This window comes from Massilia paldalensis (assembly GCF_044901715.1).
Taxonomy (GTDB): Bacteria; Pseudomonadota; Gammaproteobacteria; order Burkholderiales; family Burkholderiaceae_D; genus Telluria; species Telluria paldalensis.
On record NZ_JBJCIU010000003.1, the window covers coordinates 819,497 to 832,741 of the forward strand.

General features: G+C 68.1%; 12 protein-coding genes and 1 riboswitch. Of the genes, 6 read left to right on the top strand and 6 right to left on the bottom strand.

From position 1 onward, the window contains the following. Positions 1–144: 144 nt before the first annotated feature. Positions 145–2,133: a PhoX family protein gene (locus ACI1V7_RS18380; RefSeq protein ID WP_404533214.1), complete on the top strand. Its 1,989-nt coding sequence runs from the start codon at positions 145–147 to the stop codon at positions 2,131–2,133. A 102-nt stretch (positions 2,134–2,235) separates the two neighbouring features. Here the strand turns inward: ACI1V7_RS18380 and thiE are convergent, their stop codons facing one another. The 5 genes from thiE to thiC are packed head-to-tail and all read right to left on the bottom strand — an operon-like array spanning position 2,236 to position 6,585. Beyond that, on the bottom strand, positions 2,236–2,841 hold the full coding sequence (gene thiE, locus ACI1V7_RS18385) for a thiamine phosphate synthase (RefSeq protein ID WP_404533215.1): 606 nt from the start codon (positions 2,839–2,841) through the stop codon (positions 2,236–2,238). Positions 2,842–2,854: 13 nt separating this feature from the next. Continuing rightward, positions 2,855–3,628, bottom strand: a complete 774-nt coding sequence (thiD, locus tag ACI1V7_RS18390; protein ID WP_404533216.1) for a bifunctional hydroxymethylpyrimidine kinase/phosphomethylpyrimidine kinase — start codon at positions 3,626–3,628, stop codon at positions 2,855–2,857. Then, positions 3,628–4,422, bottom strand: coding sequence for a thiazole synthase (locus ACI1V7_RS18395; protein ID WP_404533217.1), 795 nt, complete (start codon positions 4,420–4,422; stop codon positions 3,628–3,630). Before ACI1V7_RS18395 ends, thiD begins: the two co-directional genes overlap by 1 nt. A gap of 28 nt (positions 4,423–4,450) precedes the next feature. Beyond that, the gene (gene thiS, locus ACI1V7_RS18400; RefSeq protein ID WP_404533218.1) at positions 4,451–4,654 is read right to left on the bottom strand and encodes a sulfur carrier protein ThiS; all 204 of its coding nucleotides are present in this window, start codon (positions 4,652–4,654) and stop codon (positions 4,451–4,453) included. Positions 4,655–4,656: 2 nt separating this feature from the next. Further along, positions 4,657–6,585 carry a phosphomethylpyrimidine synthase ThiC gene (thiC, locus tag ACI1V7_RS18405; RefSeq protein ID WP_404533219.1) on the bottom strand — a complete coding sequence of 643 codons (1,929 nt, stop codon included), beginning with the start codon at positions 6,583–6,585 and terminating at the stop codon, positions 4,657–4,659. A gap of 79 nt (positions 6,586–6,664) precedes the next feature. Next, a riboswitch (TPP riboswitch) is annotated at positions 6,665–6,765 on the bottom strand. A 122-nt stretch (positions 6,766–6,887) separates the two neighbouring features. Here thiC and ACI1V7_RS18410 point away from each other — a divergent pair. The 3 genes from ACI1V7_RS18410 (at position 6,888) to ACI1V7_RS18420 (ending at position 9,609) form a co-directional block, all read left to right on the top strand. After that, entirely contained in the window at positions 6,888–7,733 is an 846-nt protein-coding gene (locus ACI1V7_RS18410) for an MOSC domain-containing protein (protein ID WP_404533220.1), read from the top strand. Positions 7,734–7,745: 12 nt separating this feature from the next. Then, positions 7,746–8,333, top strand: a complete 588-nt coding sequence (locus tag ACI1V7_RS18415) for an alpha/beta hydrolase family protein (protein ID WP_404533221.1) — start codon at positions 7,746–7,748, stop codon at positions 8,331–8,333. Positions 8,334–8,490: 157 nt separating this feature from the next. Next, positions 8,491–9,609, top strand: a complete 1,119-nt coding sequence (locus tag ACI1V7_RS18420; protein ID WP_404533222.1) for a GGDEF domain-containing protein — start codon at positions 8,491–8,493, stop codon at positions 9,607–9,609. Here ACI1V7_RS18420 and ACI1V7_RS18425 read toward each other — a convergent pair whose 3' ends face one another. Then, a complete protein-coding gene (locus ACI1V7_RS18425) occupies positions 9,610–11,586 on the bottom strand; it encodes a monovalent cation:proton antiporter family protein (RefSeq protein ID WP_404533223.1) in 1,977 nt (658 codons plus the stop codon). Positions 11,587–11,674: 88 nt separating this feature from the next. Between ACI1V7_RS18425 and ACI1V7_RS18430 the strand changes: the two genes are divergently transcribed. Beyond that, the gene (locus tag ACI1V7_RS18430) at positions 11,675–12,697 is read left to right on the top strand and encodes a KpsF/GutQ family sugar-phosphate isomerase (RefSeq protein ID WP_404533224.1); all 1,023 of its coding nucleotides are present in this window, start codon (positions 11,675–11,677) and stop codon (positions 12,695–12,697) included. Next, the gene (locus tag ACI1V7_RS18435) at positions 12,697–13,230 is read left to right on the top strand and encodes a KdsC family phosphatase (protein ID WP_404533225.1); all 534 of its coding nucleotides are present in this window, start codon (positions 12,697–12,699) and stop codon (positions 13,228–13,230) included. The genes ACI1V7_RS18430 and ACI1V7_RS18435 overlap by 1 nt, the downstream gene beginning before the upstream one ends. The last annotated feature ends 15 nt before the right edge of the window (positions 13,231–13,245 follow it).

Sequence of the window (13,245 nt, forward strand, 5' to 3'; positions counted from 1 at the left end):
GGGGCGCCTGGCGATACCTGCCGCCCATGCATGTCACACAGCCGTTAAATTCCTGTCATCAACGTGAAATATGCGTCCCCTATCCTCCTGCGGATTCCGTGCCGAATGAGCCCGGCCCCCACCGACCATCTGGAGAGATGACGCATGACTTCGAATACCGACCTGTCCCGCCGCCGTATGCTTCGCCTGTTCGGCGCCACCCCGATGCTGCCGCTCGGCGCCGGTGGCGTTGCCGCATTGCTGAGCGCGTGCGGTGGCGGCGATGACGATCCGGTCGCACCGCCGGTCAGCACCAACCCGACGCCGCCGGCCGTGACGCTGGCGAGCGTGTCGTTCGGCGCGATGAACGCCCCGAGCCTGGCCGAGGCCGCGAACATGGCCAAGACCTATGTCGCATCGAACATGACGGTCAACTTCAGCGATTCGAGCAAGGTCGACTTCAAGCTGTCGTATCAACCGTTCTTCGTCACCGGCGACATGGTCCCGGACGGCAAGGGCGGCACCATCCTGGCCGGCGGCTACTACGACATCAACAACAAGCCCATCATCGACACCACCGTGGCCGGCAAGGAGCGCCAGTTCTTCTCGGATTCGCCGGACGGCACCTCGCTGCTGACCGTGCCGAACGCCAAGGTCGACGGCGTCAAGGGCAACCCGGTGTTCGCCGTGGTGCAGTTCGAGTACACGACCTGGGCGCAGGACGGCAAGACCGATATGTACGGCAAGCTGCCGTCGCCGATCGCCGTGCTGACGCTGGACCAGGACAAGACCACCGGCAAGCTGTCGCTGGTGAAGTACCACAATGTCGACACCTCCGGCGTGAACGGCCTGTGGATCACCTGCGGCGCCAGCCTGTCGCCGTGGGGCACCCACCTGTCGAGCGAAGAGTACGAACCGAACGCCTACCTGGCCTCGACCGATGCCCAGTTCAAGGGCTACAGCAAGAGCCTGTACGGCGACGAAACGAAGGCCAATCCGTACAACTATGGCCACCTGCCGGAAATCACCGTCAACCCGGACGGCACCGGCAGCATCAAGAAGCACTACTGCATGGGCCGCATCTCGCACGAGCTGGTGCAGGTCATGGGCGACAACCGTACCGTGCTGATGGGCGACGATGCCACCAACGCCGGCTACTTCGTGTTCGTCGCCGACAAGGAGAAAGACCTGTCCTCGGGCACCCTGTACGTGGCCAAGGTCGGTGCCGGCTTCTCGCTGGACCCGGCCGCCACCGCCGCGCCGCTCACCTGGATCAAGCTCGGCTCGGCCACCAGCGACGAGATCCGTTCGCTGGCCGCGTCGCTCAAGCCGGCCGACATCATGGACGTCAAGACCGCCGATCCGGCCGACGCCACCTACACCAAGGTCGCCGCCAGCGGCCGCGTCGAGTGGATCAAGGTCAAGCCGGGCATGGAGAAGGCCGCCGCGTTCCTGGAAACCCACCGCTACGCCGCGCTGGTCGGCGGTTCGATGGGCTTCACCAAGATGGAAGGCACCACCGTCAACCTGAAGGACAAGGTCGCCTACTCGGCACTGGCGAACTGCAACGGCTCGATGGTGGCCGGCGCCAGCACGAACGTGCCGGGCAACGGCATCTCGATCCCGAAGGCGCTGACCGCCGGTGCCGTGATGGCGCTGAGCATGAAGGGCGGCCAGAAGGACACCGCGGGCAATGCCATCAACAGCGAATGGATGCCGGTCGACGTCAAGGCCCTGATCGTCGGCGAGGACATCGCCGCGGACAGCCTGGGCAACACCGCCAACCCGGACAAGATCGCCAGCCCGGACAACCTGAAGTTCTCGGAAAAGATGCGCACCCTGTTCATCGGCGAGGACAGCGGCAACCACGTCAACAACTTCCTGTGGGCCTACAACGTGGACACCAAGAAGCTGTCGCGCGTGCTGTCGACCCCGGCCGGCGCCGAATCGACGGGCCTGCACGCCGTCGACGACATCAACGGCTGGACCTACATCATGAGCAACTTCCAGCACCCGGGCGACTGGGGCAGCATCCACGCCAAGGTCAAGGACACGCTGGATCCGATGATCCGCACGAACTACAAGGACAAGTTCGGCGGTGCCGTCGGCTACCTGACGGCGGATGTTTCGCAGATCAAGCTGGCGAAAGCCTAAAGCAAACCGTCGTCCCTGCGAAGGCAGGGACCCAATCTGCCGGCGTATCGTTAGCGCATGCAAAATTGGGTCCCCGCCTGCGCGGGGACGACGTCTTTGCTGTCAAAACAACGCTGCAAACTCCCGCGTCACCTCTTCCGGATCCTCCGTCCGGTACACGCTGCTGATCGCCGCCACCAGGTCCGCCCCGTGCCCAACGAGTGGCCGCGCATTCTCCACCGTCATCCCGCCGATCACCACCACCGGCACCTGCAGTCGCTCCTTCGCCAGCGCGACGATCGTGGGCGGCGTCGTCACCGCATACTGCTTCACCACCGACGGGTAAAAGCCGCCGAACGCGACGTAGCTGGCGCCGGCGTCCTGCGCCGTCTCGGCCAGCGCCAGTTCGCCGTAGCAGGATGCGCCGACGATCTTGTCCGGCCCGAGCGCCGCGCGTACCGCCCGCACGGGCGCATCGGTGCCGCCCACGTGCACGCCGTCGGCATCGAGTTCCATGGCCAGCGCCACGTGGTCGTTGACGATGAACGGCCGGCCGCGGCCGCGGCACAGCCGGAGCAGGGCGGACGCCTGTTCGCGCCGTAGCGCGGGCGACGCCGTCTTGTTGCGGTACTGGACCAGGGCGGCGCCGCCGTCCAGCGCGCGCGCCGTCGCGTCGAGCAGGCGCTCGGTGTCGGTCCAATCGGGTGTCACCAGGTAGAGGCCTTTCATGGGATGTCCTTGTTCATGGGTGGATGCGGCGCGGGATGCGCTGGCCCGGCGCGATCGCATAGGAATCGGCCAGGGACTGGTTGCAGTAGCGCTGGCCCCGTTCGAGCGCCTGCGCGATGGCGTCGCCCAGCGCCAGGCGGGCCGCGATGCTGGCCGCCAGCGTGCAGCCGCTGCCATGGAATTCGCCGGGCAGGCGCGGCCAGCGCCATTCGCGCGTGCCGGCGCCGCTGGTCCAGCGGTTGACGACTTCGCTGCCGTCGCCGTGGCCGCCCGTCACCAGCACGTGCGGGCAGCGCTGCAGGCGTTCTCCCAGCGCCGCCGCTTCCGGCAGGTTCGGCACCAGCACGGTGGCCACGTCGAGCAGCGGTTCCAGCGCCTGCAGGGCGTCTCCGCGCGCCAGCGCGTCGCCATGGCCGCTGGCCAGCACGGGGTCGAGCACCACCGGCAGGCCGGGGTGCGTCTCGCGCAGGTGGCGCACGACGTCGGCGATGGCCTCGGCATTCGCCCGGTTGCCCGGGATGCCAATCTTGACGGCGGCGATCGCCACGCTGCCCGCCAGCAGGCCCGCCTGGCGCGTCAGCAGCAGGTCGCTCACGGGTTCCATGCCGCGCACCCGGTTGTTGTCCTGCACCGTCAGCGCCGTCACGATGGGCAGCGCATGCGCGCCCTGGGCGGCGATCGCCTCGATGTCCGCGGCGATGCCCGCGCCGCCGGACGGATCGAGTCCGGCGAACACGAGCACGCTGGGCCGGACCGGCGAACGCAGTCCATCCGGTGGCACTGCCATCACACGCGGCCCGCCATCGGCGACGAGGGAGAGGCGGCAAAGCGGCGCGCCATGCGGCCGGCGAGATACGCTTCGCGTCCGCCTTCGACGGCCAGGCGCATCGCGCGCGCCATGCGCACCGGATCCTGTGCGAGCGCGATGGCGCTGTTCATCAGCACGCCGTCGCAGCCCAGTTCCATGGCGACGGCCGCGTCGGACGCCGTGCCCACGCCCGCATCGACCAGCACGGGCACGCGGGCCTGTTCGATGATCAGGGACAGGTTCCATGGGTTCAGGATGCCCATGCCGGAACCGATCAGCGAGGCGAGGGGCATGACCGCCACGCAGCCGATGTCTTCCAGCATGCGCGCCTGGATCGGATCGTCGCTGCAATAGACCATCACGTCGAAGCCGTCGCGCACCAGTTCCTCGGCGGCGCGCAGCGTTTCCGGCATGTTGGGGAACAGCGTCTTCTCGTCGCCCAGTACTTCCAGCTTGACGAGCTTGTGCCCGTTCAGCAGCTCGCGCGCCAGCTGCAGCGTGTAGACGGCATCCTTGGCCGTGTAGCAGCCGGCCGTGTTGGGCAGGATCGTGTAGCGGCTGGGCGGCACCGCATCCAGCAGGTTCGGCTCGCCGGCATGCTGGCCGATGTTCACGCGGCGGATCGCCACCGTGATGATCTCGGCGCCCGCGGCCTCCGTCGCTTCGCGGGTCTGGTCCAGGTCGCGGTACTTGCCGCTACCGACCAGCAGGCGCGATCGGTAGGTCTTGCCGGCGATGGTGAGCGGCCGGTCTTCGTGCAATGTGTTCGTCATCGTGTGCTCCGTAGTCATGGGAAGGGACTCAACCGCCGCCGATCGCGCGCACCACATCGACCTTGTCGGCGCGCTGCAGCAGGGTGTCGGGCCAGCGCTGGCGCGGCACCACGCGGCGGTTGACGGCCAGCGCCAGCGCCTGGCCGGCGAGCTCCAGCCGGTCGACCAGGTCGACCAGGCTGGCGCCGTCGGGCAGCAGGTAGGGCGCGCCGTTCAGTTCGATCTCGAGCATGGTCATTCCGCCACGCTGAAGTCCTTGCTGTACAACTCGCCCCCCTTGCGCATGAACTCGACGGCCTTGACCTGCATCCCGTGGGCCGGCGCGTCCTGGGCGGCGATGCCCTGGCCGGCCGCGTAGTCGCGCACTTCCTGGGTGATCTTCATGGAGCAGAAGTGCGGGCCGCACATGGAGCAGAAATGCGCCACCTTGGCCGAGTCCTTGGGCAGCGTCTCGTCGTGGAAGGAACGGGCCTTGTCCGGGTCGAGGCCGAGGTTGAACTGGTCTTCCCAACGGAATTCGAAGCGCGCCTTCGACAGCGCGTTGTCGCGGATCTGCGCGCCGGGGTGGCCCTTGGCCAGGTCGGCCGCATGCGCCGCGATTTTATAGGTGATGATGCCGTCCTTGACGTCGTCCTTGTCGGGCAGGCCCAGGTGCTCCTTGGGCGTCACGTAGCACAGCATCGCCGTGCCGTACCAGCCGATGTTGGCGGCGCCGATGCCGGAGGTGATGTGGTCGTAGCCCGGCGCGATGTCGGTCGTGAGGGGCCCCAGCGTGTAGAACGGCGCCTCGTGGCACTGCTCCAGCTGCAGGTCCATGTTTTCCTTGATCAGCTGCAGGGGCACGTGGCCCGGGCCTTCGATCATGGTCTGCACATCGTGCTTCCAGGCGATCTGCGTCAGTTCGCCGAGGGTCTTCAGCTCGGCCAGCTGGGCTTCGTCGTTGGCGTCGTAGATCGAGCCGGGACGCAGGCCGTCGCCGAGGCTGAAGGCGACGTCGTAGGCCTGCATGATCGCGCAGATCTCCTCGAAATGCGTGTACAGGAAGGATTCCTTGTGGTGGGCCAGGCACCACTTGGCCATGATCGAGCCGCCGCGCGAGACGATGCCCGTCAGGCGGTTGGCCGTCATCGGCACGAAGGGCAGGCGCACGCCGGCGTGGATGGTGAAATAGTCGACGCCTTGCTCGGCCTGTTCGATGAGGGTGTCGCGGTAGATTTCCCAGGTCAGTTCCTCGGCCTTGCCGTGGACCTTTTCCAGCGCCTGGTACAGGGGCACGGTGCCGATGGGGACGGGGCTGTTACGGATGATCCATTCGCGCGTCTCGTGGATGTGTTTTCCCGTCGACAGGTCCATCACCGTGTCGCCGCCCCAGCGCGTGGCCCAGGTCATCTTTTCCACTTCCTCGCCGATCGACGACGTCACGGCCGAGTTGCCGATGTTCGCATTGATCTTCACGAGGAAGTTGCGGCCGATGATCATCGGCTCCGATTCCGGGTGGTTGACGTTGGCCGGCAGGATGGCGCGGCCGCGGGCGATCTCGTCGCGCACGAATTCCGGCGTGATCTCGCGCGGGATGCTGGCGCCGAAGGACTGGCCCGCATGCTGGCGGCCGATCAGCGCGGCCATGCGCTTGCCCGTCGGGCCGGCGGCGGCGAGGTTGGCCAGGTATTCCTGGCGCCGCAGGTTTTCGCGGATGGCCACGAATTCCATCTCGGGCGTGACGATGCCCTGGCGCGCGTAGTGCATCTGGGTGACGTTGCGTCCGGCCAGCGCGCGGCGCGGCTTGCGCTTCAGGTCGAAGCGCAGTTCGGCCAGCTTCGGGTCGTGCAGGCGTTCGATGCCGTAGGCGGACGTGGGACCGGGCAGCTCCTCGGTATCGCCCCGCTCGGCGATCCAGCCGGCGCGCAGCGGCGCCAGGCCGGAGCGGATGTCGATGCGCGCATCCGGGTCGGTGTAGGGGCCGGACGTGTCGTAGACCCACACGGGCGGGTTCGGCTCGGCGCCGAACGAGGCGGGCGTGTCGGACTGGTGGATCTCGCGCATCGGCACGCGGATGTCGGGCCGGCTGCCGGACACGTGGACCTTGCGGGAATTGGGTAGCGGTGCCACGGCCGCGGCATCGACCGTGGCGCTGGCGGAGAGGAATTTCGGATCGGCGTTCAACGTGCACTCCTTTTGTCACTGTGGATCGGCGATCCAGCGTGAGGAGTGCGGAGTACGTACGGACGAACGGCATGGGTCCACACGGTCTCTGTAGCTTCCCTTCGCTGGCATTATCCAGATCAGGTTCGGAGGGTATTTCTCACCCGCGCCCGTGAAAGCGCAGGACCCCTAGCGTTGTGACGGCTCCCTTTGCGGGAGTCGACGGCGGCGAGTGTACGCCGGTTTTATGGGGATGGCAACACGTAGGCATCGGCCGGTTTTGGTGCGATACTATCCCGCACCGCCTTCCCACCGCTCCGAGCATGGCCACCCTGACCCAGCTGTTCATCTACCCGATCAAATCCTGCGCGGGCTTGTCCGTGCCGTCCGCCACCTTGCTCGAATCCGGCCTGCAGGCCCAGGGCGTGCACGACCGCGAATGGATGCTGGTCACCGAGCAGGGCCAGTTCCTGACCCAGCGCGAGCACCCGTGCATGGCGCTGATCCGGCCCCGTCCCGACGGCGACCTGCTGCGGGTGAGCAGCCCCGGCATGTCCGACTTCTGCCTGCCGCTGGCGCACAATCCGGAGGCAAGCGCGCGCACGGTGAAGATCTGGGACGACCTGGTCGATGCCGCCGATTGCGGCGACGCCGCCGCCAACTGGTTCACCCAGGCCGTCGGCAGCGCCTGCCGGCTGGTGCGCTTCCGGCGCGACGTCGTGCGTCCGACCAGCGTCAAGTGGACGGAGGGCGTGCCGTCGCAGACCCGCTTCGCCGACGGCTATCCGCTGCTGCTGATCGGCCAGTCCTCGCTGGACGACCTGAATGCCCGCCTGGCCGCGGCCGGCCGCGCCGCGCTGCCGATGGACCGCTTCCGTCCCAACCTGGTGGTCGGCGGCTTGCCGGCCTTCGAGGAGGATTACCTGGCCGAGCTGGCGTTCGAGACGGCCACGGTGCGCCCCGTGAAGCCGTGCGCGCGCTGCCCGATCCCGTCCATCGACCAGCAGACCGGCATCGCCGGGCCGGACCCCCTCGACATCCTGCAGACCTACCGCGCCAATCCGCGCATGGAAGGCGCCGTCTGCCTGGGCATGAACTGCATCGTGGCGCACGGCGCCGGCAGCGAGCTGTATGCCGGGCAGGAGCTGGAAGCCGAACTGGCGTTCTGACGCAACCTTCCGATGACCTTGTTGATCCTGCTGCACGGCGTCGGCGGCCAGCCGGCCGACATGGCGCCGCTGGGCGAGCGCATCGCCGCCGCCGCCCCGGACGTGCGCATCGAAGCGCCGCCGGCCGCCTTGCCCTACGATCGGGGCCCGCGCGGCCATCAATGGTTCTCCGTCGACGGCATCGACGAGGACAACCGTCCGGGCCGGATCCGCGCCGCGCTGCCCGCCTTCGTCGAGACGGTGCGGGCGCTGCAGCGCCGCCACGGCGCCGGGCCGCGGGATACGGTGCTGGCCGGCTTCTCGCAAGGCGCGATCATGGCGCTGGCCGCCGGCGCCGACGGCTGGCTGGCGCGCCACGTGATCGCCATCGCCGGCCGCTTCGCGCCGCTGCCGGAGCGTTGGGATGCGCGCACGGCCGTCAGCCTCGTGCACGGCAGGATGGACGGCGTGGTGCCCGCGGAGCACAGCCGGCGCGCGTGCGAACGCCTGGCCGCGCTGGGCGCGCCGGTGGCGCTGGACCTGGTGCCGCGCGCCGTGCACCTGCTGTCGCCGGCCATCCTGGATGCGGCGGAGCAGGCCTGGCGCGCGCCGCCCGGCTGAGAGCGCCTAACAAAACCTCCATGGCGGCGTTGCATCGCCTTGCCCTGCAGTTTTTGTCAGGCGTTCCAAGGCATTCCGACAACGGTCCAGTCACTTTTCGTTTGCATTTGGGCGCAGTTGGCGTAATGTAGGAATATTCCTATACGGAGGTCGACCGATGTACGAGCGCGGCGCCAGTGTGCGCGAACTGATAGCCGAAAACGAGGCCTTGCGGCGCCAGCTCGCGAGCCTGCTCGACCAGGCCGAGAGCAACCACGCCATCATGATGCGGCACCAGGCGTTCGACCTCGAGATCGTCGGCGCCGGCAGCTTCCAGGAGCTCGCCGCCACCATCTTCCGCCTGCTGCCCGTGGTCTCCGACCTGGACGCCGTCACGCTGGCGCTGGTCGACGCCGACGCCGATATCCACACGGTGATGCAGAAGCTGGGCGTGGATTTCGACGCGCTGCCCGGCCTGATCTTCCACGACAGCGCCGCCACGCTGGGCCACGACACGCCTGCGGGCCAGGCGCCCAAGCCGCGCCTGTCGCCCTACGATCCCGCCGTCCACCGCCACGCCTTTCCGCATCCGCCGGCGGGCCTGGCCAGCGTCGCGCTGGTGCCCCTGCTGCGCAACAAGCGCCTGATCGGCAGCCTGAACCTGGGCAGCCGCGACCCGGCGCGCTTCACGCCGCTGCTGGGCACGGACTTCGTCGAGCACATGGGCTCGATCATCGCGATCTGCCTGGAAAACACGATCAGCAACGAGATGCTGAAGTACATCGGCCTGACCGATTCGCTCACGGGCGTCTACAACCGCCGCTACATGGACCGGCGCCTCGTCGAGGAAATTGCCCGCGCGCGGCGCCAGTCCTACCGCCTCTCGTGCATGTACATCGACATCGACCACTTCAAGCAGGTGAACGACGCCCACGGCCACCAGGCCGGCGACGACGTGCTGCGCGAAGTGGCGGCGCGCATCAAGGCGGAACTGCGCATCTCGGACGCGCTGGGCCGCTTCGGCGGCGAGGAATTCGTGGTGCTCCTGATCGACGCGGACGTGGGCAGCGCCAGCGTGGTGGCCCAGCGCATCCGCGCCAGCGTGGCCGACGCGCCGTTCGCGCTGCCGGACGGTGAGTGGCTGTCGATCTCGGTGTCGATCGGGGTGGCGATGCTGGACGATTTCCAGCGCGACCACGCGATCGAGGGCGTGGCGCAGCAGCTCGTCGCCCAGGCCGACCAGGCGCTCTACCAGGCGAAGGAGAACGGCCGCAACCAGGTGGTCGCGGCGCCGTGATCAGGTCCGGGCCAGGCGGCCCTCGGCGCGGCTGACGGCGTCGCCCGTTCCACGCAATACCACCACGTCGCCGGCACGCAGCTCGACCTGCGCATCCGGCTCGATCCGCTCGATCCCGCGGCGCACGGCCGCGACCTCGGCGCCGAGCGCGTCCAGCTCCAGTTCCATCAGCCGCCGTCCGACCGCGTCGGCGTCGTCCTTCAGCGTCACCGAATGCAGGTGCACCTCGGCGTCGTCGGCGTCGCGGGCGCCGTGGAAGAAGCCGCGCAGCGAGGCGTAGCGCTCGTCGCGCGCCGCCTGCACGCGGTGCACGACGCGGCGCAGCGGCACGCCCATCGCCACCAGCGCGTGCGAGGCCAGCATCAGGCTCGATTCCAGCGCTTCCGGCACCACCTCGGTGGCCCCGGCCTGCTTCAATACATCGAGTTCGCGGTCGTCGTGGGCGCGCACGATCACGGGCAGGTCCGGCGCCAGCTCGTGCACCAGGTGCAGCACCTTGAGCGCCAGGCGGGTGTCGGCGAAGGTGATGACGAGGGCGCTGGCGCGCTTGATGCCGGCCGCGATGAGCGCCTCCCGGCGGGTGCAGTCGCCGTAGGAGACGTCGACGCCGGCGCTTCGCGCTTCCTGCACCCGTTCCGGGTCCAGGTCGAGCGCGTACCAGGACAGCTTTTCTTCCGACAGCAGCGTCGCCAGGCTCTGGCCGCTGCGGCCGAAGCCGGCGATGATCACGTGCTTCTGCGCCTTCATCGTGCGGCTGGCGAGCTGGGTCAGCTGCAGCGACTGCAGCATCCATTCGTTGGACGCGATCTTCATGACGATCTTGTCCATGTTGGCGATGACGAAGGGCGCGGCCAGCATCGACAGCACCATCGACGCCAGCACCAGCTGGATCACGAACGGGTCGATCAGCGTCGACCCGGACGCCAGGTTCAGCAGCACGAAGCCGAATTCGCCGGCCTGCGCGAGGCCGAAGCCGGTGCGCAGCGCCACGCCGTCCGACGAGCCGAAGGCCTTGGCCAGGGCGGCGATCAGCGCGAATTTCAGCACCACCGGCACCACCAGCAGCACCAGCACGATCCACCAGTTGGCCAGCACCAGCTGCACGTTCAGCAGCATGCCGATGGTGATGAAGAACAGGCCGAGCAGCACGTCGCGGAACGGCTTGATGTCTTCTTCCACCTGGTGCTTGTACTGGGTCTCGGAGATCAGCATGCCGGCGACGAAGGCGCCCAGCGCCATCGACAGGCCGGCGTGCTCCGTGATCCAGGCCGCGCCCAGCGTCACCAGCAGGAGGTTCAGCATGAACAGTTCCTGCGAGCGGCGCTTGACCACGACCGTGAACCACTGGCGCATCAGCTTCTGGCCGAAGAACAGCAGCAGCGCCAGCACGGCGGCGGCCTTGACGCCGGCCCAGGCCAGCGTCATCGCCAGCTCCTCGGCCGGCTTGGCCAGCGAGGGAATCAGGATCAGCAGGGGCACCACGGCCAGGTCCTGGAACAGCAGGATGCCGATGATGCGGCGTCCATGTTCGCTTTCCAGTTCGAGGCGCTCGGTCAGCATCTTGGAGACGATGGCGGTGGAGGACATCGCGAGCGCGCCGCCCAGCGCCAGCGCGGCCTGCCAGCCGATCCGGAAAGCCGGCGGGAGCGCCGACGAGAAGAAGGAGATGGCCACGGTGGCGAGGATGGTCAGCGCCACCTGGGCCAGGCCCAGCCCGAACACGATGCGGCGCATCGCCTTCAACTGGGCCAGCGAGAATTCCAGGCCGATGGAGAACATCAGGAACACCACGCCGAATTCGGCCAGCGCGTGGGTCGTGGGGCCGTTGTCGGCCAGGTTCAGGGCATTCGGGCCGATCAGCACGCCCACCGCGAGGTAGCCCAGCATGGGCGGCAGGTGCAGCATCCGGAACGCGACCACGCCGAGGACGGCGCTGCCCAGCAGGAGCAAGGTGAGTTCGAGCCCGGATGATGTCATCGCGTCGTCAAAGGCGAAGGGCCTGTCAAGTGATGTTTTGTTACGTCTGGCAAGTTTCTTGCTTTCCCAATTCGGCTATACTTTGTCTATGAGTGTAACCGATGAAAAAATAATGCTGACAAGTTTTAACGAGACCCAGGCCCAGCGCGCGTTGGCACTGGCCCGCGAGGCCCTGGATATCGAGACCGAAGCGCTGCGCAAGCTGTCCGCGCGCCTGGGCGACGACGACAGCGTCGCGCGCGCGGTGGCGCTGATGATGGCGTGCAAGGGGCGGGTGGTCGTCTCGGGCATCGGCAAGTCGGGTCACATCGGCCGCAAGATCGCCGCGACGCTGGCCTCCACGGGCACCCCGGCGCTGTTCCTGCATCCGGCCGAAGCGGCGCACGGCGACCTCGGCATGGTTACCCCGGGCGATGTCCTCATCGCCATTTCGTATTCCGGCGAGAGCAGCGAACTGGCCATCGTGATCCCGGCCGTCAAGCGCATGGGCGTGCCCGTGATCGCCATGACCGGCAAGCCGGAATCGCGCCTGGCGCAGGCCTCCGACGTGCACCTGGACGTCGCGGTCGACAAGGAAGCCTGCCCGCTGAACCTGGCCCCGACCGCCAGCACCACCGCCACGCTGGCCCTGGGCGACGCCCTGGCCGTGGCGCTGCTGGAACTGCGCGGCTTCAAGTCGGAGGATTTCGCCCTGTCGCACCCGGGCGGCGCCCTGGGCCGGCGCCTGCTGACCCGCGTGAGCGACGTCATGCGCAGCGGCGACGCGGTGCCGAAGGTGGCGCCGGATACCCTGCTGATCGACGCGCTGCTGGAGATCTCGCAGAAGGGCATGGGCATGACGGCCGTGGTGGACGGCGAAGGCCGCCCGGTCGGCGTGTTCACCGACGGCGACCTGCGCCGCCTGATCGCCAAGGTCCAGGACTTTTCCACGCTCGTCATCCGCGACGTCATGCACGCGAACCCGCGCCGCATCCATCCGGAACAGCTGGCCGTCGACGCCGTTGCCGTGATGGAGGAATTCCGCATCAACCAGATGCTGGTGACGGATGCCGACGACAAGCTGGTAGGCGCCCTGCACATCCACGACCTGACCCGCGCCAAGGTGATCTGATGGTGACTCCGCTGGCACACATGGAACGCGCCAGGCGCGTGAAGGTCATGATCTTCGACGTCGACGGCGTGCTCACCGACGGCAGCCTGACCTATGGCGCCGACGGCGAGGTCACCAAGACCTTCTTCGTGCTGGACGGCCTCGGCATCCAGCTCCTGAACCGCACGGGCGTGCAGACGGCGATCATCAGCGCGCGCACTTCCCCCATCGTTGTCAGGCGCGCGGCGGACCTGGGCATCACCCACGTGTTCCAGGGCCAGCACGACAAGCGCATCGCCTTTGCCGAGCTGCTGGCCAAGACCGGCGTGACGGCCGAGGAATGCGGCTACATCGGCGACGACGTGATCGACGTGCCCTTGCTCACCCGCGTGGGCTTTGCCGTCACCGTGCCGAGCGGCCATCCGGAAGTGCAGCACCGCGCCCACTACGTGACGAAGAACCCGGGCGGCCGCGGCGCCGTGCGCGAAGTCTGCGACATGGTGATGCGCGCCCAGGGCACCTACGATCAGGCCCTCGCGCCGTATTTCGCATAAGGGACGACCGGATAC